Annotated in this window: 15 protein-coding genes and 1 tRNA gene; 4 read left to right on the forward strand and 12 right to left on the reverse strand. The window is 70.1% G+C overall.

Annotated features, from left to right (window positions below):
* Window position 1: 1 nt before the first annotated feature.
* The 3 genes from EJV46_RS06240 to EJV46_RS06250 all read right to left on the reverse strand — a co-directional run bounded on the left by EJV46_RS06240 (window position 2) and on the right by EJV46_RS06250 (window position 5,701).
* Window positions 2-3,067, reverse strand: coding sequence for an efflux RND transporter permease subunit (locus tag EJV46_RS06240; protein WP_305000525.1), 3,066 nt, complete (start codon window positions 3,065-3,067; stop codon window positions 2-4).
* Window positions 3,064-4,146 (reverse strand): efflux RND transporter periplasmic adaptor subunit, encoded by a 1,083-nt coding sequence (locus tag EJV46_RS06245; protein WP_206020715.1) that lies wholly within the window; start codon window positions 4,144-4,146, stop codon window positions 3,064-3,066. Before EJV46_RS06245 ends, EJV46_RS06240 begins: the two co-directional genes overlap by 4 nt.
* A 100-nt stretch (window positions 4,147-4,246) precedes the next feature.
* Window positions 4,247-5,701: a carboxylesterase gene (locus tag EJV46_RS06250; protein WP_131547697.1), complete on the reverse strand. Its 1,455-nt coding sequence runs from the start codon at window positions 5,699-5,701 to the stop codon at window positions 4,247-4,249.
* Window positions 5,702-6,037: 336 nt separating this feature from the next.
* On the opposite strand from EJV46_RS06250, the gene EJV46_RS06255 reads away from it, so the two are divergent.
* Both EJV46_RS06255 and EJV46_RS06260 read left to right on the forward strand, forming a co-directional pair.
* The gene (locus tag EJV46_RS06255; RefSeq protein ID WP_206020716.1) at window positions 6,038-7,036 is read left to right on the forward strand and encodes an AI-2E family transporter; all 999 of its coding nucleotides are present in this window, start codon (window positions 6,038-6,040) and stop codon (window positions 7,034-7,036) included.
* Between the two features lie 110 nt (window positions 7,037-7,146).
* Window positions 7,147-8,337, forward strand: coding sequence for an MFS transporter (locus EJV46_RS06260; RefSeq protein WP_131547698.1), 1,191 nt, complete (start codon window positions 7,147-7,149; stop codon window positions 8,335-8,337).
* Between the two features lie 10 nt (window positions 8,338-8,347).
* Here the strand turns inward: EJV46_RS06260 and EJV46_RS06265 are convergent, their stop codons facing one another.
* From EJV46_RS06265 to EJV46_RS06280, 4 genes are all read right to left on the reverse strand, one after another.
* Entirely contained in the window at window positions 8,348-9,202 is an 855-nt protein-coding gene (locus tag EJV46_RS06265) for an N-formylglutamate amidohydrolase (protein WP_131547699.1), read from the reverse strand.
* Window positions 9,203-9,272: 70 nt separating this feature from the next.
* Window positions 9,273-13,799: a glutamate synthase large subunit gene (gltB, locus tag EJV46_RS06270; protein WP_131547700.1), complete on the reverse strand. Its 4,527-nt coding sequence runs from the start codon at window positions 13,797-13,799 to the stop codon at window positions 9,273-9,275.
* A 5-nt stretch (window positions 13,800-13,804) separates the two neighbouring features.
* Entirely contained in the window at window positions 13,805-15,241 is a 1,437-nt protein-coding gene (locus tag EJV46_RS06275) for an NAD(P)-dependent oxidoreductase (RefSeq protein ID WP_131547701.1), read from the reverse strand.
* A gap of 187 nt (window positions 15,242-15,428) precedes the next feature.
* The gene (locus EJV46_RS06280; RefSeq protein WP_240782421.1) at window positions 15,429-16,361 is read right to left on the reverse strand and encodes a complex I NDUFA9 subunit family protein; all 933 of its coding nucleotides are present in this window, start codon (window positions 16,359-16,361) and stop codon (window positions 15,429-15,431) included.
* A 138-nt stretch (window positions 16,362-16,499) separates the two neighbouring features.
* On the opposite strand from EJV46_RS06280, the gene EJV46_RS06285 reads away from it, so the two are divergent.
* Together EJV46_RS06285 and EJV46_RS06290 are read left to right on the forward strand one after the other, a co-directional pair.
* A tRNA-Leu gene (locus tag EJV46_RS06285) sits at window positions 16,500-16,585 on the forward strand.
* 26 nt (window positions 16,586-16,611) lie between these two features.
* The gene (locus EJV46_RS06290; protein ID WP_131547703.1) at window positions 16,612-17,250 is read left to right on the forward strand and encodes a ribonuclease D; all 639 of its coding nucleotides are present in this window, start codon (window positions 16,612-16,614) and stop codon (window positions 17,248-17,250) included.
* 85 nt (window positions 17,251-17,335) lie between these two features.
* Here EJV46_RS06290 and hpf read toward each other — a convergent pair whose 3' ends face one another.
* The 5 genes from hpf to lptC form a co-directional block, all read right to left on the reverse strand.
* On the reverse strand, window positions 17,336-17,935 hold the full coding sequence (gene hpf, locus EJV46_RS06295) for a ribosome hibernation-promoting factor, HPF/YfiA family (protein ID WP_131547704.1): 600 nt from the start codon (window positions 17,933-17,935) through the stop codon (window positions 17,336-17,338).
* Between the two features lie 207 nt (window positions 17,936-18,142).
* A complete protein-coding gene (rpoN, locus tag EJV46_RS06300) occupies window positions 18,143-19,600 on the reverse strand; it encodes an RNA polymerase factor sigma-54 (protein WP_131547705.1) in 1,458 nt (485 codons plus the stop codon).
* Window positions 19,601-19,665: 65 nt separating this feature from the next.
* A complete protein-coding gene (lptB, locus tag EJV46_RS06305; RefSeq protein ID WP_131548057.1) occupies window positions 19,666-20,397 on the reverse strand; it encodes an LPS export ABC transporter ATP-binding protein in 732 nt (243 codons plus the stop codon).
* Between the two features lie 47 nt (window positions 20,398-20,444).
* Complete coding sequence (locus EJV46_RS06310) at window positions 20,445-21,539, reverse strand: LptA/OstA family protein (RefSeq protein ID WP_131547706.1); 1,095 nt, start codon at window positions 21,537-21,539, stop codon at window positions 20,445-20,447.
* Window positions 21,536-22,216: an LPS export ABC transporter periplasmic protein LptC gene (gene lptC, locus EJV46_RS06315; protein ID WP_131547707.1), complete on the reverse strand. Its 681-nt coding sequence runs from the start codon at window positions 22,214-22,216 to the stop codon at window positions 21,536-21,538. The genes EJV46_RS06310 and lptC overlap by 4 nt, the downstream gene beginning before the upstream one ends.
* Window positions 22,217-22,229 lie beyond the last annotated feature (13 nt).

The following is a 22,229-nucleotide window of genomic DNA, read 5'->3' on the forward strand; positions in this document are numbered from 1 at the left end:
TTCAGTCGCTCCCGGCTGCCGGCTGCGGCTCACGTGCCCGGAACCAGGCGACATAGAGCGTCGGCAGGAAGACCAGCGTCAGCAGCGTCGCGACTAGCAACCCGCCCATGATGGCGAAGGCCATCGGCCCCCAGAACACCGTGGGCGCGATGGGGATCATGCCCAGCACGGTCGAGATCGCCGTCAGCATCATCGGCCGGAAGCGCGAGGTACTGGCGGCCACCACAGCCTCCCAGACGCCCATGCCCTCCGCGCGGTCCGACTCGATCTGCACGATCAGGATGACGGCGTTCTTCGCGATCATGCCCAGCAGCGCGAGGATGCCGAGGATCGCCACGAAGCCCAAAGGCTGGCGGAAGATCAGCAGCGCGCCCACCACGCCGATCATGCCCAGCGGCAGAACCGCCACGACCATGGCGAGGCGCTGGAAGCTTTGCAGCTGGAACATCAGGGCCGTCAGCATCAGCACGATCATGAGCGGCACGACGGCGGCGACCGAGGCGCTGGATTCCGTGCTCTCCTCGGCGATGCCGCCCGTCTCCACGCGATAGCCGGCCGGCAGCGTGGCGTTGAGCTCGGCGATGCGCGGCGCGATCTCGTTCACCACCGTCTCCGGCAGCACGCCCAGGCGCACATCGGCCAGCACGGTGAGCGTCGGCACGCGGTCGCGGCGCCAGACCAGCGGATATTCCTGCTCGTACTCGAAGCTCACGAACTGGCTGAGCGGCACCGAGCGGCCGCCCGGCAGCGCGACCTGCATGGAGCGCAGGTTGGAGAGCGACAGCCGTTCCTCCGCCGTCGCGCGGGCCACCACGTTGATGAGGTAGATGTCGTCGCGCAGCTGGGTCACGACCGTGCCCGTCACCGCCGCGTTCAGCGCCGCCGAGACCTGGGCCGAGCTGAGGCCGAGGATCCGCGCCTGGTCCTGGTCCACCCGCACGCGCAGCTGGCGCGAGGGCTCCATCCAGTCGAAGTTCACATGCCGGGCGCCGGCGCTGGTGGAGACGACCTGCGCCACGCGCAGCGCGATCTCGCGCGCCTGTTCGAGGTCGGCGCCGTTCACCCGGTACTGGATGGGCCAGCCGACGGGCGGGCCGAGCTCCAGCGGCGAGACGCGGGCGACGACATTGGGGAATTCCTCGGCGAGCTTGTGCTCCAGCCGGTCGCGCAGGCGGTCACGGCCCTGCAGGTCCTTCGCCACGACGACGAGCTGCGCGAAGAAGGGATTGGGCAGCTGCACGTTGAGCGGCAGATAGAAGCGGATCGCGCCGCGCCCGACATAGGTGCTCCAGCGCTCCACATCCGGATCGTCCATCAGCGCCGCGTCCAGCCGCGCGGAGAGATCGGAGCTCGCGAAGATCGAGGCGTTCTGCGGCAAGGTGAGGTCCACCACGAGCTCGGTGCGGTCCGAGGCGGGGAAGAACTGCTGCGGCACGAAGCGGATCGCGAAGATCGCCAGGATGAAGATCGCGAAGGTCAGCGGGATGGTGACGAGCTTGCGCCGCATCGCCCCCAGCAGGAGGCCGGTGTAGAGCCGCATCATCAGCCCGACCTTCTCCGGCCTGTCGAAGACCTTCGGCTTCGGCGCCTTCAGGATCACGAGGCCGATCAGCGGCGCGAAGAGCACGGCCACGAACCAGGAGACGATCAGCGCGATGCCGACCACGGCGAAGATGGAAAATGTATACTCGCCGGCCGCGCTCGCCGCGAAGCCGATGGGCACGAAGCCCGCGATGGTCACCAGCGTGCCGGTCAGCATGGGCGCGGCCAGGGTGCGGTAGGCGAAGGTCGCCGCCTGCTCCTTGGTGTCGCCCACGCCGAGGCGGCGGATCATGGCGTCCACCGTGGTCATGGCGTCGTCCACCAGCAGCGTCAGCGCGATGATCAGCGCCCCCAGCGAGATGCGCTGCAGGTCGATCCCCGCCAGCGACATCATCGGGAAGACGATCGCCAGCGTCAGCGGGATGGAGAGCGCCACCACCGAGCCCGGCCGCACGCCGAGGCTCACGAAGCTGGCGACGACGATGATCAGGATCGCCTGCCAGAGGCTGTCGGTGAACTCGCTGATGGCGGTGTCCACCGTCACCGCCTGGTCGGCCACGAGGTGCGGCTCGATGCCGATGGGCAGCTCGGCCGTGATGCGCCGCATGGCCGCGGTGATGTTGCGGCCGAGCGCCAGGATGTCGCCGGACTCGCGCATGGCCACCGCCAGGCCGATCGCCGGGCGGCCGTTCACGCGGAACATGGGCTGCGGCGGGTCGGAATAGGCGCGATGCACCTCGGCGATGTCGCCGAGACGGATGATGCGGTCGCCGGCGACGAAGTTCACGGCCAGGATGTCGGCCTCGGTCTCGAAGGCGCCGGAGACGCGGATGGTCAGCCGCTCGTCGCCCGTCTGCACCACGCCGGCCGGGCGCACCACGTTCTGCGCCTGGAGCGCCCCGATCAGCGCCTGGAAATTGAGGCCGAGCCCGGCCAGCCGCTCGGTGGAGAACTCGATGAAGACCTGCTCGTCCTGCGCGCCGAGGATTTTCACCTTCGAGACGTCGGGCACCAGCAGCAGGCGGGACCGCACCGCCTCCACCTGGTCGCGCAACTCGCGATGGGTGAAGCCGTCGGCGGTGAAGCCGTAGATGATGCCGAAGGTCTCGCCGAAATCGTCGTTGAAGCCGGGCCCGACCACGCCCTGCGGCAGCTGGCCGCGCATGTCGCCCACGCGCTTGCGGACCTCGTACCACATGTCCGAGACGATGGCCGGCGGCGTCGAGCCCTTGAGGTTCACGAAGATCGTGGTGACGCCGGCGCTGGTGTAGCTGCGCACATCGTCGATGTTCGGCGTCTCCTGCAGGGTGCGCTCGATGCGCTCGGTCACCTGCTGCAGCGTCTCCTCCAGCGTCGCGCCGGGCCATGCCGCCTGGACGATCATGGTGCGGAAGGTGAAGGCCGGATCCTCGTTGCGCCCCAGCTTCAGGAAGACCAGGCAGCCCGCGACGACGGCGACCAGCATGAAATAGACCATCAGCGACTTTCGGCCGATGGACCATTCGGAGAGGTTCGGACCGATCACGATGCGGTGCCGAGCAGCCGGACTTTTTGGCCCGGGCGCAGCGCCTGCACGCCGGCCGTGACCACGATGTCGCCCGTTGCAAGGCCGGAGGCCACGACGACGCCGGCGGGGTCGAAGCGCGCGACCTCCACCTGGCGCAGCGAGACGGTCTGCGCCGCCGGATCGACGATCCAGACCGCGGGATGGCCCTGGATGCGCGTCAGCGCGCTGGCGGGAATCTCATAGCCGTCGCCGCCGCCGATGCGCATGCGCCCCGTCACGGTCGAGCCGAGCCGCAGTCCGGCAGGCGGATCGGCGAGGCCCACGCGCACCTGGAAGGTGCCCGTCACCGGGTCGGCGCGCGGCGAGACCTCGCGCACGCGACCGGCGGCGCGGATGGCGGGATCCGTCGTCAAGACAACCTCGATGGTGGGATTTTCCGGCGCGCGGTCCTTCACCGAGGCGGGCACGCCGAAGACGGCGTCGCGCCCCCCCTCCTGCGCGATCACCAGGATCATGCGGCCCGGCTGCACGACCTCGCCGGGCTCGGCGCCGCGGGCGGTCACCGTGCCGTTGGAATCGGCGACGAGCTCCGTGTAGCCGAGCCGGTTCTCGGCGATCTGCATCTGGGCCTGGGCGGAATCGGCGGCCGAGGTCGCGGCCTGGAGCTGCTGCGTCGCCTCGTCGTAGCGCACGCGAGTGGTGAAGCCGCTGGCCAGGAGCTGGCGTTGCCGGGAATAGTTGTTGCGCGTCTCCACGACGCGGGCCTGGGCCGCGAGCAGCGTCGCGCGGGCCGCGCGCAGCCCGCTCTCCTCGTTGTCGCGGTTGAGGCGGGCCACCACCTGGCCGGCCGTCACGCGGTCGCCGACATTGACCGAGCGCTCGATCATGCGGCCGTCGATCCGGAAGGCGAGGTTTACGTCGGTCCCGGCCTGGATGGTGCCCGTCAGCGAGACGACCTCGCCCCCTGCCCGCCCCTCGACCGTCATGACGCGGACCGGCCGGATGTCCGGCGCGGCGGCGGGCGCGCCGTCGTCGCAGGCGGCGAGGCCTGCGAGCAGGAGCAGCGCGGCCCTCCGGACAGGCGCGGCTGACAGCATGGGCATCCCCCCGGGGTTTCGCTCGCATCCTGGTTAGCGCCTGGGCGCCGGCCTGGGACCGGCAAGGCATCCCAGGCCTGCGCCTGGCGTCCCAAACTCCTCAGCGCGGGGGAATCGCCTCCCCGATCCGGGCGAGGAGATAGTCGTAGAAGGGGTTCCAGGAGATGCGGATCAGCGAGTCCAGCGCCAGGATCAGCACCCCCACCTCGCCCCGCGCCGCCATGGCGCCGAGGCTGACGCCGAATTCCGGCTCGGGGCCGGGCTGGTTGCCGTAGAGCGAATCATCCGGCGGGAAGGGCAGCGCGACATGGGAGAGCGAATAGACGTCGCGCGGATAGAGGAGGCCGATGCGCCGCTCCTGCTCCTCCGTCGTCCCCGCCTCGACCGCCCGCTCCACCATCTCCGCCTCGTTCTCGCCGGCATTGGTGATGAAGGTCAGGCGCCAGCGGCGCGGGGCGGCCGGCACCATGCGCGCCAGCACCGCGTCGAAGGCCGGGCGCAGCAGCGGGCCGAGCTTGGTGTTGCGGTTGCGGTCGAAGAGCACGAGTTCGCTGCCATTGGCCGGCAGGAACTCGTAGAGCGCGGAGATCACCGCCCGCGTGCTGACGGTGAAGTCCATCACCGACTGGAAGGTCAGGATGGGCGGCAGCTGCTCCAGCCGGCCGGCGCGGGAGAGCGTGCGTATCTGCTGCTGCAGCACCTGGGTCAGGCGGTGCGACTGGCGCGCGCCGTTCACCGGGAAGGAGTTGTACTTGAAGGGGTTGAACTCCGGGATGCGGCTCAGCCAGGCGGCCTTGGCGAAGGACGGCAGCATGGCCGGCAGCCCGGCCAGGCCAGCGAAGCGGGCGAAGGCGGTGATGCCGATCATGGGCGAGATCAGCACCAGCCGGTCGGGCCGCACCACGCGCGGATCCTCGATGGCGTCCAGCGCCTGCTTCATCGCCAGCGCGCCGCCATTGGAGAAGCCCACCATGTGGATGGGCCCGTCCGGCCCCGCCCGGCGCCGGGCCTCGCGCATGGCCAGCCGCGTGGCCGCCGCCCAGTCTTCCCAGACGGTGTCGGTCAGGGCGGCGGGAACCGTGCCATGGGCGGGGACGCGGATGCCGATGGCCACGAAGCCGTCGTCCCGGTAGCGGCGCGCGATGTGGCGCAGGCTGTAGGGCGCGTCCGTCAGCCCGTGCAGCAGGACGACGGCGCCGCGCGCCGGCCCTTCGGGCTCGAGCAGGTAGGAACGGTTCCAGTCCTGCGCGAAGCCGCCGGGATAGATGGGACTGCCGGCGAAGTAGCGATTGTCGGGCGTCTGCCGGTCGGGCTCCAGCTGGTCGGTGACCTCGCGGCGAAGCTCCGCGAAGAGCCGCTCCTCGGCCGCAAGATAGCCGGACCAGTCCAACTGGTCGATGCGCTCGGCGTGCAGGTCCTGCGGCACGAAGCTGTGCCAGAGCTCCAGCGGCGGGCCGCGCTGGCTGTCCACCGCGCGGATTACCAGGAAGGCGCAGAAGGCGCCGACGGCGAGCAGCGCGAGCCGCTTCGTCCACTTCAAGGTCCAGCGTCCCATCACCTTCTCCGACCCGGCATTCCGCGGCTCATGTTCCATCCGGCCGCCGCGCGGCCCGCGACACCCCGCCACTCACCATGACCATGCCGGAGCTTGCCGGGAAGCCGCGCAGGCCGGCACGCGCCGTCTCGCCCCTCCGGGACGATGGACGCCGCCTGCGGCCGTGCCGCCGGCGCGGCTGGGCCATCGACCGACCCTAAGGCCCCGGCCGGCCCGGCGTACCGGCATCGCGTCCCAGGGGTACGCCTTGCGTCCCAAACTCGCCGGGCCGCCGTTGCCCCGGCGGGAGCCGGCGTGCGAGCTTCCGCCCTGCCGGACGGTAGGACACGCCTTCGCATGATGATCGGTCTCTGCGCGGCCATCCTGTTGGCGGCGGCCCTGCACCTCGCGCAGTCCATCTTCGCGCCCGTCGCCTTCGCGGTGTTCCTCATGGCGCTGGTCTGGCCGGTGCAGCGGCGGCTGGCCCGCTTCGTGCCGGCCGGCCTCGCCATGCTGGCCGCCATGCTGGCCGCGCTCGTGACCGTCGTGACGCTGGCGCTGCTCATCGCCTGGGCCTTCGGCAGCGTGGGAAGCTGGGTGATCGGCAATTCCGCCCAGATCCAGCTCCTCTATGCCCGCAAGATCCTCTGGTTCGAGGAGCGCGGCATCGCCGTCGCGGCGCTGTTGTCGGACGGCTTCAGCTCGCGCTGGCTCGTGGTGATCGCCCAGGAGGTGACGGGGCGGCTGCACGGCATCCTGGCCTTCTCCATCGTGACCGTCGTCTTCCTGGTGCTGGGGCTGCTGGAGGTGACGGCGGTGGACCGCCAGCTCGCGCGCAGGCCGGGGGACGTCGCGCCGCGGCTGCGGCAGGCCGCGATCGAGACAGCGGGGAAATTCCGCAGCTACATGGCGGTGCGCACGTTGATGAGCGCGGTGACGGGCCTCGCCGTTTGGGGCTTCGCGAGGCTGATGGGACTCGAGCTCGCGGCGGAATGGGGCGCGATTGCCTTCGTGTTGAACTACATCCCCTTCATCGGGCCGCTGATCGCAACGCTCTTCCCGACGATCTTCGCCATCCTTCAATTCGAATCCTGGGAGGCGGCGGTGGTGGTCTTCCTCTGCCTGAACGTCATCCAGTCGGTCTCGGGCAGCTATATCGAGCCCTTGCTGGCGGGGAGGCGGCTGGCGGTCTCGCCCTTCATGGTGCTGCTCTCGGTGTTCTTCGGCGCCTTCCTCTGGGGGGTGCCCGGGGCCTTTATCGGGGTGCCGGTGCTGATCGCGGCGGTGACAGTCTGCCGCCACTTCGAGGGCAGCCGCTGGGTGGCCGATCTGCTCTCGGGCCAGGACGGGGCCTGACCGCCGCGCGGCGCTGCGGCCCGGCTTGCCGCCAGGGCCTGTCCGGTGCATGGGTCGCTGACGCCCGCGATCCGATCATGCCGGGCAGATAGGGCGGAAGCGAATTGAAGGTGCCTCTCTGGGCCAGCGCGCTCGCTGGAACCCTGCTCGTTCAGACCGTCTGCGCCTTCGCCAGCATCGCCGTGCCGCTCATGGGCCCGCTCCTGATGGCCCAGGCGGGCCTCGCACCGGAGAAGATCGGCCTGGTCTCCGCCATCTCCTCGGCCGGCATCTGCTGGTTCCTGGCCTGCGGCGGCCCGATGCTCAACCATCATGGACCGATCCGCACGCTCCAGCTGGGGATGGCCTGCATGGCCCTCGGCCTCTTCGTGCTATCCCAGCCGCTGGGCCTGCTCGGCCTTCTGGGCGCCCTGGCCATCGGCTTCGGGAACGGGCCGAATACCCCCGCCGGCAGCCAGATCCTCATCCGCTCGGCCCCGCCGGCGCATCGGACGCTCATCTTCTCGATCAAGCAGGCCGGCGTGCCGCTCGGCGGCGCCCTGGCCGGGCTGGCCGTCCCGTTCCTGATCCTCGCCTGCGGCCTCGCCGCGACGCTGGGCGTGATCGTCTTGGTTCTCCTGGCATGCTGCCTGGCCGTCCAGCCCTTCCGCCGCACGCTCGACGGAGCCCGAGGGCCGGGCGAGCCGGGCTGGGCGCGCGCCCTGGTCCAGCCCGCGGCCATGATCCGCTGCGTCAGCTCGCTGCGCGCCCATCCCTCCCTGCCCATGCTCACCGCGGTGGGGGCGTCGTTCTCGCTGATGCAGGCCTGCCTGAACGCCTTCACCGCGACCTATGTCTATACCCGCCACGGCGCCTCCCTGGCGGAGGCCGGCCAGGTCGTCGCCCTGATGCAGGGCGCCAGCATGCTGGGCCGGGTCGTCATCGGCTGGGTGTCGGACCGCATGGGCCGCGCCCTGCGCCACCTGGGCGTGCAGGCCATTGTCTCGGCGGCCGCCGTCTGCCTGCTGGTGACGGCCGAGGCCCCCTGGATGCTCTACGGCTGCGCCGCCGTGGTGGGCTTCACGGCCATCGGATGGAACGGGGTGCATATGGCCGAGCTGGCCCGGGTCGCGCCCACGCCGCTCGTCAGCAGCGTGACATCGGCCTCCAGCCTCTTCGGCTTCGCGGCCTCGGTCTGCGGTCCCCTGGTCTTCATGATGCTGGTGAGCTGGGGCGGCGGATATGAGGTGGCCTTCTGCGTCATGGCGGCGCAGCTCGTGGGCTTCGGCCTGGTCTGCCTGACGGCGAAGCCGGCCGCGTGACGAAGGGCCGTCAGGCCGCCGCTTGGCTCCGCGCATAGGCGGCGATCTCCGCCGCGACGCCGCCAAGATCCTGCTGGATACGGTCGAAATCCGGCCGCTTCACGAAAGTGTGGTCGTCCATGAAGATGTCCTTGATCGTCTCGATCTGGACGCTGTGGACACCCTTCGCCGGATCGCCGTGCAGCCGCACCGATTCGGCGCCGACGAAGGGATCGTTGAAGGTCACGCTGTAGCCGCGCTTCCTCAGGCATTCCGCGATCATCGCGATGAACTCGCGCGAGCTCGTGGTCCCGTGCCGGTCGCTCAGGCAGAAGTCCTTACGCCGCCGGCCCTCGTCCTGCGCATGGGCCGGCCCGATCGAGGTCATGCAATGACAGCTCAGATGGAAGGCGACGCCCGCCGCGGCGCGCCGCTCGGCGATCAGGGCCGCGAGCCTGTTGTGATAGGGCCGCCAGTAATGCTCGATGCGGTGGCGCACCTCAGTCACCGTCAGGCCCTCGGGATAGAGGCGGTGGCCGCGCGCCCGGCTATGGATCAGCCCCATGCCGATGCTCCGCGTCTTCTCCGAGGGATCGGCGCCGGGCCAGGGCTCGCGCAGCAGCTCGGGATCGATGTCGTGCTCGCTGCGGTTGGCGTCGATCCAGTTGTTCACGAAGGTCGCGTAGAGCAGCCCGCTGCCGGATCTCGGCGCCAGCGCCCAGAGCTCCTCGACATAATGCGAGACGAGGAAATGCACGTCGGCGAAGGGCGCAATGCTGTGGAAGCCCGGGGGATACTCGCGCCCGCTGCGCGGCACGTCGAAGACGGAGGGCGCGGCCTGGCCCTCCGGAGGCGTGTAGAGGTAGACGCCAGGGAGGTGCTCCATGACCCGCTCCGCGATGAGGGTGTCATGGTGCCCCGGCGCGGCGCCGGCGCGAAGGCCCGCCCCCCGCCGACTACTCCGCGGCCACCGCGATCTCCGTCATCGGCCGCTCCAGGTATCTCGCGTATTCCTTCGGCACCACGTGCCAGAAGGCGTCCCGCTCCGTGTCCCAGTCGTTCAGGATGCGCGCGGCATGGCGGCTCGCCGTCTCCGCGACATGCCGCTCCAGCAGCCGCTTCAACTCGCCCTCCCAGAAGGCCGAGCCCAGCCGCTGCCACTGCAGCGATTCGGGATTGATCCGGCATTCGAATGTCTTGTTCGGGTCGTGGACGAAGGCCGCGCCGCCCGTGAAGCCGGCACCGAAATTGTCGCCGACCTCGCCCAGGATCACCACCGTGCCGCCGGTCATGTACTCGCAGGCATTGGTGCCCACACCCTCGACGACCGTGATGGCGCCCGAGTTGCGCACCGCGAAGCGCTCCCCTGCCCGGCCCGCCGCGAAGAGCGCGCCGGCCGTCGCGCCGTAGAGGCAGGTGTTGCCGATGATGGAGTTCTCGTTCCAGACCAGCCCCGAGGACGGTGCCGGCCGCACCACGATGGTGGCGCCCGAGAGCCCCTTCCCCACATAGTCGTTGCTGTCGCCATAGACCTCGAGCTTCAGCCCCTTCACCCCGAAGGCGCCGAGCGACTGGCCCGCGCTGCCGCGCAGCCGGACGGTCAGGTGCCCGTCCTGCAGCCCGCTCATCCCGTACTGCCGCACGATCTTCGACGAGACCTTGGTGCCGATCGCGCGGTGGGTGTTGCGGATGTTGTAGGCGAGCTGGATCTTCTCGCCCCGGTCGAAAAGCGGCGCCGCATCGCGGATCATGTCCGCATCCAGCGTCTCCGGCACCTCGTTGCGGCCCTCGATGGTGCAATAGGGCTTGTGCGGGCCGGCATCGGCCTTCACCAGCAGCGGGTTGAGGTCGAGGTCGTCGAGGTCGTCCGCGCCGCGGCTGACCTGCTTCAGCAGGTCGGTCCGGCCGATGATCTCCTCGATCTTGCGGAAGCCCAGCGAGGCCAGGATCTCACGCACTTCCTCGGCCACGAAGCTGAAGAGGGTGATGACCTTCTCCGGCGAGCCGGTGAATTTTTCCCGGAGTGCCTCGTCCTGCGTGCAGACGCCCACGGGGCAGGTGTTGCTGTGGCATTGGCGGACCATGATGCAGCCCATGGCCACCAGCGAGGTGGTGCCGATGCCGAATTCCTCGGCGCCGAGCATGGCCGCGATCACGATGTCGCGCCCGGTCTTGAGGCCGCCATCGGTGCGCAGCTTCACGCGGTGCCGCAGGCGGTTGAGCAGCAGGACCTGGTGCGTCTCGGTCAGCCCCATTTCCCAGGGCAGGCCGACATACTTGATCGAGCTCACCGGCGAGGCGCCCGTCCCGCCCGAATGGCCCGAGACCAGGATCGCATCGGCCTTGGCCTTGGCGACGCCGGCGGCGATCGTGCCGATGCCCGAGCGCGCGACCAGCTTCACGCAGACCGAGGCGTCCGGGTTGATCTGCTTCAGGTCGTAGATGAGCTGCGCCAGGTCCTCGATCGAGTAGATGTCGTGGTGCGGCGGCGGCGAGATCAGCATCACGCCGGGCGTGGAGTGCCGCAGCTTCGCGATCAGCCCCGTGACCTTGAAGCCGGGCAGCTGCCCGCCCTCGCCGGGCTTGGCGCCCTGGGCCACCTTGATCTCGATCTCGCGGCAGTTGTTCAGATACTCGGCGGTAACGCCGAAGCGGCCCGAGGCGATCTGCTTGATGGCCGAATTGGCGTTGTCGCCGTTCAGCCGCGGCTTGGCGCGCGCGGGATCCTCGCCGCCCTCGCCGCTGTCGCTGCGCGCGCCGATGCGGTTCATCGCGATGGAGAGCGTCTCATGCGCCTCCGGGCTGAGGGCGCCGAGCGAGATGCCGGGCGCCAGCAGGCGCTTGCGGATCTCGGTGATGCTCTCGACCTCCTCGAGCGCCACCGGCTTCACATGGTCCATGCGAAAGTCGAGCAGGTCGCGCAGCGCGACGGGCGGCTGCTTGCGCACGGCCTCGCTGTAGCGCTTGAAGGTCTGGTAGCTGTCGGTGTCCACCGCCTTCTGCAGCGTGTGGATCAGCGTGCCGCCGAAGGCATGCGCCTCGCCCCGCTGGCGCAGCTTGTAGAGGCCGCCGATGGGCAGCGTCATGACATCGGTGTTGAAGGCGCGCGAATGCAGCGCCAGCACGCGCCGCGAGAGGCCCGCAAGGCCGATGCCCGAGATGCGCGAGGCCACGCCGGGGAAGAACTCGGCCACGAGCGCGCGGGAAAGCCCGATCGCCTCGAAGTTCATGCCGCCGCGATAGGAGGAGATCACCGAGATGCCCATCTTGGACATTACCTTCAGAAGGCCCTTGTCGACGGCCTTCTTGTAGCGGCCGATGGCCTCGGCGAGCGTCATCTGGCCGAACAGGCCACGGCGATGGCGGTCGGCGATGGAGTCCTCCGCCAGATAGGCGTTGATCGAGGTCGCTCCCGCGCCGATCAGCACGGCGAAGTAGTGCACGTCGAGGCATTCGGCGCAGCGCACGTTCAGGCTGGTGAAGGTGCGCAGCGAGGTCTTCACCAGATGCGTGTGCACCGCGGCGACGGCCAGGATCATGGGAATGTCGCAGCGGTCGCGATCCAGCGATTCATCCGTCAGGATGACGTGCTGGCAGCCGCTGCGCACGCCGTCCTCGGCCTCGCGGCGGATGCGGGCCAGGGCCGTGCGAAGGCCTGCCTCGCCCTCGGCCGCGTCGAAGGTGCAATCCACCTCGCAGACGCTAGCGCCCATGTAGTCGCGCATCGCCGCGAATTCCGCGCTGGAGAGCACGGGGCTGTCCAGCATCAGCATGTCGCACTGGGTCGGATCCTCGTCGAGGATGTTCCCGAGGTTGCCGAGCCGCGTCTTGAGCGACATCACCCGCGTCTCGCGCAGGCTGTCGATCGGCGGGTTCGTCACCTGGCTGAAGCTCTGGCGGAAATAGTGGTGAAGGGCGCGGTACTGGGTGGAGAGCACGGCGAGCGGCGTGTCGTCCCCCATGCTGCCGACCGCCTCCTGGGCCTCCTCCACCATCGGGTGAAGGATGGTCTCCAGCTCCTCCAGCGTGTAGCCCATGGCGAGCTGCGCGCGGCGCAACCTCTCGCCCGTCAGCGGCTCCTGCGCGACGGCGCGCGACTTCACGATGTCGTCGATGCGCGTCGTGCGGCGCACCCAGTCGTCGAAAGGCTTGCGGGCGGACAGCATGTCCTTGAGCTCGTCGTCGAGGTAGAGGCGGCCCTCGTCGAGGTCCACGCCGATGCACTGGCCGGGGCCCACTCGGCCCTTAGCGGAGATCGCGTCCTCCGCGATTTTCACCATGCCGGTCTCGGAACCCACGAAGAGCAGGCCTGCCCGCGTCACGGTGTAACGCAGCGGGCGCAGGCCGTTGCGGTCCAGGCCCGCGACCACCCAGCGGCCGTCGGTGGCGCAAAGCCCCGCCGGACCGTCCCAGGGCTCCATCACCGCGTTGCAATAGAGGAAGAGGTCGTGATGGGCCGCGGGCATCGTCGCGTTGCTGCCCAGCGATTCGGGGATGAGCATGGCCTTGGCCATGGGCGCGTCGCGCCCGCCGCGGACCAGCAGCTCGAAGACGTTGTCGAGGCTCGCCGTGTCGCTGCCGCCGGCCTGGATGACGGGCTTGATGTCGTCCAGCTGCGCATCGAGCAGCGGATGCGACAGGCGCGTCTCGTGCGCCTTCATCCAGTTGATGTTGCCCGAGAGCGTGTTGATCTCGCCGTTATGCGCGATCATGCGGAAGGGCTGCGCCAGGCGCCAGGTCGGGAAGGTGTTGGTGCTGTAGCGCTGGTGGAAGATGGCGAAGCGCGAGACGAAGCGCTCGTCCAGCAGGTCGGGATAGAACTCGGTCAGCGCCTCGGCGAGGAACATGCCCTTGTAGACGATGTTCCGCGAGGACAGCGAGCAGAGGTACAGCTCGGGAATCTGCGCGGCGATGGCTTCCTTCTCGATCCGCCGGCGGATGACGTAGAGGTCGCGCTCCATGGTCGCGGCGTCGCGCTGCTCGGGATCGTAGATGAGGATCTGCTCGATCTCGGGGCGCGTGGCATTGGCCTTCTCGCCGATGACCGACACGTCGATCGGCACCTGGCGCCAGCCGTAGATGCCGTAGCCGCTGGCCAGGATCTCGGTCTCGACGATCTGGCGGCAACGCTCCTGCGCGCCGAAATCCGTCTTGGGCAGGAAGACCTGGCCGACCGCGATGCGGCCGGGCCGCAGCTTGTCGCCGCCGTCGCGCACGGCCTGGGCGAAGAACTCCTGCGGGATCTCGAGGTTGATGCCCGCGCCGTCGCCGGTCTTGCCGTCGGCATCCACGGCGCCGCGGTGCCAGACCGCCTTGAGCGCGTCGATGCCCGCTTCGACCACGGCGCGCGAGGGCTTGCCGTCGAGCGCCGCGACGAGGCCGACGCCGCAGGCGTCGTGCTCGGTCGTGTCGATGCCGGCGCCGTCCAGCAGGGCCTTGTTGGCTTCGTAGGCTTCGACGAACTGGGTTCCGGTCTCGGTCATCTTCGTCACTCCGCCGCCTGGGGAATTTCGGCCTTGGCCTTGATATAGGCCTCGATCTGCTCCGCCGCGTCGCGCCCGTCCCGGATGCCCCAGACGACGAGCGAGGCGCCGCGCACGATGTCGCCGCCGGCGAAGACGCCGGGCAGGTCCGTCATGAAGGTGCGGTGGTGCACCTTCAGCGTCCCCCAGCGCGAGACCGGCAGCGCCGGCTCGTCGAAGGCCAGCGGCAGGTCCTCGGGGTCGAAGCCCAGCGCCTTGATGACGAGGCTCGCGGGCTCGACGAAATGGCTGCCCTCGATGGGCGCGACCTGCTGGCGGCCGGTGGCGTCCGGCAGGCCGAGATGCATCTTCACCGCGCGCACGCCGGTGACGTCCTGGCCGCCCAGGAAGGCCTCGGGCGCGGAGAGCCAGAGGAAGCGCACCCCCTCCTCCTCGGCATTGTACACCTCGCGCATGGAGCCGGGCATATTCGCCCGGTCGCGCCGGTACATGCAGGTGACGGACCTGGCGCCCTGGCGGACGGCGGTGCGCACGCAGTCCATGGCCGTGTCGCCCCCGCCGATCACCACCACGTCGCGATCCGCGGCATTGAGCGTGCCGGATTCGAACTCCGGCACGGCGTCGCCCAGATTCGTGCGGTTGGAGGCCGTCAGGTAGTCCAGTGCGGGCACCACGCCGCCGAGGCCGGCGCCCGGCAGGTCGATGTCGCGGGCCTTGTAGACTCCCGTGGCCACGAAGACGGCGTCGTGCCGCGCGCGCAGCTCGGCCAGCGTCACGTCGCGGCCGACGGCCACGTTCAGGTGGAACTGGATGCCGCCCGCCGCATATTGCTCCCAGCGGCGAAGGACGATCTCCTTCTCCAGCTTAAAGTTGGGGATGCCGTAGATCATCAGCCCGCCGACGCGGTCGTAACGGTCGTAGACATGGACCTGGAATCCGCGGAGCCGCAGCCGCTCCGCCGCCGCAAGGCCGGCCGGGCCGGCGCCGATGATGCCGACGCTCTCGGGGCGCTCGCGCGTCGGGGTCGGCGGCTTCACCCAGCCCTGCTCCCAGGCGGTGTCGACGATGTAGCGCTCCACGGAGCCGATGGTGACGCTCTCGAAGCCCTTCTCGATGACGCAGTTGCCCTCGCAGAGCCGGTCCTGCGGGCAGACGCGGCCGCAGATCTCGGGGAAGGTGTTGGTGGCCGCCGCGACCTCGTAGGCCTCCTCCAGCCGGCCCTCGGCGGTGAGCTTCAGCCAGTCGGGGATGTTGTTGTTGAGCGGGCAGTGCACCTGGCAGAAGGGAACCCCGCACTGGCTGCAGCGGCTGGCCTGCGCCGAGGCCCGGCCTGGATCGAACTTCTCGTAGATTTCGTTGAAATCCTCGCGGCGCATCGAGGCGGCGCGCTTGTCCGGCGTCTGCTGCTGGAGTCGGACGAATTGCAACATGCGCTCAGCCATGGGGGCACCTCGACAGGTCGATCGCCTCCGCGAGGCGCCGCTGCGGTGCAATTACAGGACGTTTTCCCCGCGCGCCAGAGGGAAAACGAAAACAATGGCAGCTTTTCTGTCCTATTACCCTTCGGTCGGCTGACTATCCCTAGCTCGCGGCCAAAGGTCTCAGGCAGAAAGGTCCGATTTAGGACTTTCACATTGCGGGACGCACGCGGCGCGCCCCGCCGACCTGGAAGCGCGACAGGTAGGGAGGCACCAGCGCCTCGACCGCGGAGGGCGTGACGCCGAGGTCCCCCAGCGTCAGCGCGCCGGAGGCCACCACATTGTCCTTCTGCAGCAGCATAAGCTGGTCGCGCGTGAGCGGCGGGTCGGGCAGCAGCTCGCCGAGGCGCGCCTGGAAGGCCGCCAGCCCCGCGGGAATATTGACCAGCCGCCGGTTGCGCCCCGTCTCCTTCACGACGAAGGCCATGAGCTCCCGGAAGGTCCAGACCCTGGGGCCGCCGAGCTCGTAGATCCGCCCCTCCGTCGCAGGCTCCGCCAGCGCGGCCATCACGGCCTGCGCCACGTCGCCGACATGGACCGGCTGGAACTTCGTCCCGCCATGGATGACCGGCATAAAGGGCAGCACCATCGCCATCTGGGCGAAGCGGTTGAAGAAGCGGTCGTTCTCGCCGAAGACGATGGAGGGGCGCAGGATCGTGGCCTTCGGGAAGGCGGCCAGCAGCGCCGCCTCGCCCTCCGCCTTGCTGCGCGCATAGGCGCTGGGACTCGAGGCATCGGCGCCGATCGCGGAGATATGCACCACCCGCTCCACGCCCGCCGCGGCGGCGATCCGCCCGATTCGTCCGGGCCCCTCGGCCTGCACCACGGTGAAGTTGCCGTGCAGGATGCCCACGCAGTTCACCACCACCGCGGCGCCCTCGACCGCGCGGACGACGGCCGCCTCGTCGGTCACGTCGGCGACGAGGCCCGCGATCTGCCCGACCCGGCCCATGGTGTGCATGCCCTGCGCGCCCATCGGGTCGCGCGTCGCGACGCGCACGACGTAGTCCTCGCGCGCCAGGCGCTGCACCACCTGGCGGCCGATGAAGCCGTCGCCGCCGAACACCGTCGCCACCTTGCGCATCGAAAAGACCCTCCGTCCGTGAAGTGACATACGAGGGCGGCCCGGCCGCGCCAAGCGCCCGTGCGAAAGCTGGCGTCCCCCCTGTTGACGGCCCGCGCCGCCGCGTCTATTCCGCCGCTCACTTCGCCCCTACGAATTGCCCAGGTGGTGGAATGGTAGACGCGCTGGCTTCAGGTGCCAGTGACCGCAAGGTCGTGGAGGTTCGAGTCCTCTCCTGGGCACCACTCTTTCCCGCACCGAGGCGCCCGACATGGCGAAGACGCTCTTCACCCCCGCCGGTGCGATCCATCTGCATGTCCAGGACCTGCCGCCGGAGCTGAGCTTCGGCCCCGTCATCGCCGTCGACACCGAGACCATGGGCCTCGATCCGCGGCGCGACCGGCTCTGCCTGGTCCAGATCTCCTCGGGCGACGGCGTGGCGCATCTCGTGCAGATCGTGCCGGGCAGCGGACCCTCGCCGAACCTCAAGGCGCTGATGGAGGATCCGGGGGTGGCGAAGCTCTTTCACTTCGCCCGATTCGACGTGGCGGCGCTCCACCAGGGAATCGGCGCGACGGTGGCACCCGTCCGCTGCACGAAGATCGCCTCGAAGCTGGTGCGGACCTACACCGACCGGCATGGGCTGAAGGATCTCTGCCGCGACCTGCTCGGCGTCGAGATCAGCAAGCAGCAGCAGACCAGCGACTGGGGCGCGCCGGACCTCACGCCGGAACAATGCGCCTATGCCGCCAGCGACGTGCTGCACCTGCACGCGCTCTGGGCGCGGCTGGAGGCCCTGCTGAAGCGCGAAGGGCGGCTGGAGCTGGCGGAGGCCTGCTTCCGCTTCCTCCCCGCGCGGGGCGAGCTGGACCTGCTCGGCTACGAGGATCCGGACATCTTCGCCCATTAGCGGGGGGGGTCGCCGCCCCTCCCTGTCCGTCCCCTTCGGCGGGCCCTGCAAGGGCCGAAATCCGGGGAGGTATCGCCCCCTCAGGTCACGCCGAGGCCGGATCGATCCAGCCGATATGGCCGTCCTGCCGGCGATACACCACGTTGATCACGCCGCTCGCGCTGTTGCGGAACACGATCACCGGGCTTCCCGCCAGGTCCAGCCGCATGGTCGCCTCGCTCACGGTCAGCTGGTGCAGCTCGCCCAGCGGCTCCGCCACCACGGCCGGATGCTCGGCGCCGTCCATCTCGGGCGCCTCCTCCTCCGCGCTGTCCTCCATCGGCAGCACGTATTCGCGCAGAACCTCGGCGCCGTCGCGCACGCCCGCCTGGCTGCGGGCGTGCTCGTTCACCCTTCGGCGGTAGCGCCTGAGCCGCTTGCCCACATGCTCTGCCGCGATGTCGAAGGCCCGCATCGCGTCCGGCCCATGCCCCTCGCCGCGCATCATCAGGCCGCGCCCGGCGTGGAGGTTGATGTCGCAGGCAAAATGTCCCCCGTTGCTGCCCTTGGCGTCCTTCCGGAAGGTGACCCGCGCCTCGAGCGCATGGTCGAAATACTTCCCGGTGATGGTGCCGAGGCCGGTTTCGACATGGGAGCGCAGGGCATCGCTGGTGGCGAGTTGCTTGCCGGCGACAGTGATTTGCATCTGGTCTTTCCCTTTCGAGAAGCCGCCTTCCTGACGGAGGGCCGAGGCGGCAGGGAGGTCCCGCGAGAGCGGAATCGGCCGACCCGTCGGTTCAACCTGAACCAACGCGATCGGCTTCCTGCCCTGTCCGAAAAAACCTGAAAGCCCCGACATCCGGAAATGGCTTCCCTCTGTCCAGCCGCCATCCGGCCGCAGGGGAGATGCCCTTCAGGCCGTGACGGCCTTGTCGCGCTTGCGCTGCACCGAGCTTGGGATGCGCATCGCTTCCCGGTATTTGGCCACCGTCCGCCGGGCGATGTCCACTCCTTCTTCGCGCAGCCGCGACACGATCGCATCGTCCGAGAGCACGGTCTCCGCCGTCTCGGCATGGACCATGCCGCGGATGCGGTGGCGCACGGCCTCGGCGCTGACGCTCTCGCCGCCGGCAGTGCCCTGGATGGCGGTGGTGAAGAAATATTTCAGCTCGAGCATGCCCCGCGGCGTCGCCATGTACTTGTTCGCGGTCACGCGGCTCACCGTGCTCTCGTGCATCTCCACGGTCTCGGCCACGTCGCGCAGGATGAGGGGCCGGAGGAACGCCACGCCGTGGCGGAAGAAGCCGTCCTGCCGGCGCACGATCTCGGAGGCGACCTTCAGGATGGTGTTGGCCCGCTGCTCCAGGCTCTTCACGAGCCAGTTGGCGCTCTGCAGCTGCTCGGCGAGGAAGCTCTTCTGCTCGCGGTCGCGCAGGCTGACGACGGCGCGCGCCGCGAAGCCGCGATTGACCAGCACGCGCGGCAGCGTGTCCGGGTTCAGCTCCAGCACCCAGTTGCCGTCCGGCGCGGCGCGCATGAGCACGTCGGGCTGCACGGCGGTGAGCGGCGGGTCGTCCCCGCCCGCGCCTGGCTTGGGATCGAGGCGCTTCAGCTCGGCGATCATCTCGATGAGGTCGTCCATGTCGACCCCGCAGACCTCCAGCAGACCTCGATGGTCGCGCCGCGCCAGCATCGGCAGGTTGTCGAGCAGCCGCTCCATATAGGGGTCGCATCGCCCGGCCTCCTGGAGCTGGACGGCCAGGCATTCGCGCAGGTCGGCGCAGAACATGCCCGTCGGCTCGAAGCGCTGCATGGCGCGGCGGACCCGCTCCACCACGGCGACCTCGCAGCCCAGCCGCCCCGCCAGCGCCGCGGCGTCGAGCGTGAGCCGCCCCGAGGGCTCCAGCATGGCCAGCAGCGCCGAGCCGATCAGCCGGTCGCGCCCGTCGTCGAAGTTCAGCCGGATCTGCTCGGCCAGCCGCTCGCGCAGTGTGGGCCCCTGCCCCGCCATCTCGTCGATGCCGCCGAGGTCGTCGCTGAAATCGGCGCGGCCGCCGGCGCCCATGCTGGGCGTATAGGCCTCGCCCTCGTCCATGACGTTGGAATAGTCGGCGTCCAGCGCAGAGGCCTCGCCGATCGCCAGCGTCTCCGCCGTCGCCGCCGTGGCGGCATCCTGGGCTGGCGCGACGGGCTCGGCGGCGACCGTGCGGGTCTCGTCGCGCTCCAGCAGCGGGTTGCGCTCCAGCTCCTCCTCCACGAAGGCGAGCACCTCCATGTTGGAGGACTGCAGCAGCTTGATCGCCTGCCGCAGCTGCGGCGTCATCACCAGCGATTGCGACTGCCGCAGGTCGAGGCGAGGACCCATGGCCATGCTAGGCGGCCATCTTCATGGGAAGGGATGAACGAAGGGTTTCGCCGCTTCGCACATCGCTGCCGTCAAAGGCTGAACTTCTCGCCGAGATAGACGCGGCGCACGCCCTCATGCGCCACGATCTCGTGCGGCAGCCCCTCCATCAGCACCTGACCGTCATGCATGATGTAGGCGCGGTCGATGATCTCCAGCGTCTCGCGGACGTTGTGGTCGGTGATGAGCACGCCGATGCCGCGGTCCTTCAGGTGCTTCACCAGGTCGCGGATCTCGGAGACGGCGATGGGGTCGATGCCGGCCAGCGGCTCGTCGAGCAGGATGTAGGAGGGGTGCGTCGCCAGGGCGCGCGCGATCTCGCAGCGCCGCCGCTCGCCGCCCGAGAGCGCCAGAGCAGGGGCGCGGCGCAGATGGGCGATGCCGAACTCGGCCAGCAGGCTGTCCAGCATCTGCTCGCGCCGGTCGCGCTTGGGCTCCACGACCTCGAGCGCCGCGCGGATATTGTCCTCCACCGTCAGGCCCCGGAAGATCGAGGCCTCCTGCGGCAGGTAGCCGAGGCCGAGCCGCGCGCGCCGGTACATGGGCAGGCGCGTGACGTCGGAGCCGTCCATCATCACCTGCCCCTCGTCGGGCTGCACGAGGCCGGTGATCATGTAGAAGGTCGTCGTCTTGCCGGCGCCGTTGGGCCCGAGCAGCCCGACCGCCTCGCCCCGCTTCAGCGAGAGCGAGACGTTCCGCACCACGGGCCGCTTCTTGTAGCGCTTGCCGAGGCCGGTCGCGACCAGCCCGCCCGTCCCCTCCAGGGCCGTGAGTTCCGGCCTGACGGCGACGACGGTGGGGCCGGCCTTGTTCAACGCGGAGTTCCCTGAGTTTGGCCGGGCGTCTGACTGGGCGTCTGACTGGGCGCCTGCCCCGCGGGCCGGTTGCCGCGCGGAGCCTGGCCGCGGGGCGGCGCGGCGAGGCTCGCGCCGGGATCGGCACCCGGCTGCGCCTGCGATCCGGGCACGATGAGCCCCTGCACGCGCTGGCCGGGCTGCGAGATGATGCGCGACACGCCGGTGTTGAGGTTCACCAGCGCCTCGCGGCCGTTCACGTGGTTCTCGCCACGGGTGATGCGGACATTGCCGAGCACGCGGGCGAGGCCGGTGGCGGCGGAATAGACGCCGCGGTCGCCGCGCACCACCTCGGTCTCGGTGCGGATCTCCACATTGCCGAAGAGCTCGACGCGGTCGATGCGGCCCTGGCCGGGCGGCGGGCCCTGCGTGCCTTCGGTGCCCGGCCGCGCCTGCGTGGGCACGCGGACGGCGACGGGCTGCCCCGCGGGCGCGCCGGCCGCAGTGGGCGGGGCACCGGGCGGGGGATCCTCCAGCATATAGGCCACCAGCGTGTCGGCGGTGATGCGCCGCCCGTCCTGCGTCACGACGAGCGCGCTGCCGCGGCCCACGGCCATGCGGCGCTGGCTCCAGTATTCCAGGCTGTCGCGGGCGGTGATGACGTGCTGCGGCGTGGTGTAGCTGATGTTGCGCCCGGTCAGCACCAGCACCGCCTGGTCCATGTCGTAGACGGCGCGGTCGCCAAGGGCGACGTCGGTCGCGGTGGAGATTCGGACATTCTGCTCCGCCTCCATGCGCCAGATCTCGTTGCCGCCGGAGAGCGGGCTTTCGCCGGGCTGGGCCGGCGCTTGCGGCGGCGCCTGCTGCCCGGCCGCCGCGCCCCCCGCCGTCCCCCCTTGGGGCCGGTAGCGCGCGAGCAGCCGGGCCGCATCCACGGTCGTGCCGTCGCGCACGGCCTTCGCATTGCCGCGGGCGATCACCACCTGATCGTTCTGCCGCCACTCGATGCCGTCATCGGCGGTGATGTCCGTGGGCCCGCCCTGGGACATGTCGATGCCCTGGGCCGCGGCGAGCCCGGGCAGCAGCAGCAGCGCGGCGGCTAATCTTCTCATCGCTGGCGCCCTTCCAGGACGGCATGCGCCTTGCCTGTGAAGACCATGACGGCCCCCCGCTCCCGCAGCCGGAAGCCCTCGGATTCGATGGTGCCGAAGGAGCCCTGCGCCTGGGTCGGCCGGTCGCCGTCCGCGCTGCCCTGGTCGATCTGCACCGCGGCCTGCTCGGTGCGGAACAGCATGCCGTTGTCGTGGAAGATGCGCACGTTCCCCTCGAGGTTGAGGTGATGGGCCGGCTTGTCGTAGCGGCCGTTGTCGGCCTCGACATAGACCCAGGCCCCGTCGTTCAGCAGGATGTCGGCGCGCGGCTGGTCGAGGAGCATGACCTCCTCCTGGCCGACCTGGCGGCCGACGCGCGCGGTGATGGTATAGGGGCGCCCCAGCTCGTCGACGCCCTGGAAGCGCGGCGCCACGAGTTGCAGCGCCTCCGGCACCAGCGCCGGGCCGCGGCGGAAGGAGAGCCGCCCGTCCCGCCCCTCGAACTCCGGCCAGAGCAGCAGCAGCGCCAGCAGGCCGGCGGCCGCCAGCGGCAGCAGGAGCTTCACGGCCTGCACGAGGCGGTGGCGGCGGTGGATGGCGCCCGCGCTCGGCACGTCGCGCGCGCGGGACGGCGCCAACACGCGCCGGCGCTCAGGCAGCGGCGCGCCGAAATCGGCGCGGTGCACCTTCTCGCTCATCGCCGCGGCGCCA

The sequence above is a fragment of the Roseococcus sp. SYP-B2431 genome, assembly GCF_004336745.1.
GTDB lineage: Bacteria > Pseudomonadota > Alphaproteobacteria > Acetobacterales > Acetobacteraceae > Roseococcus.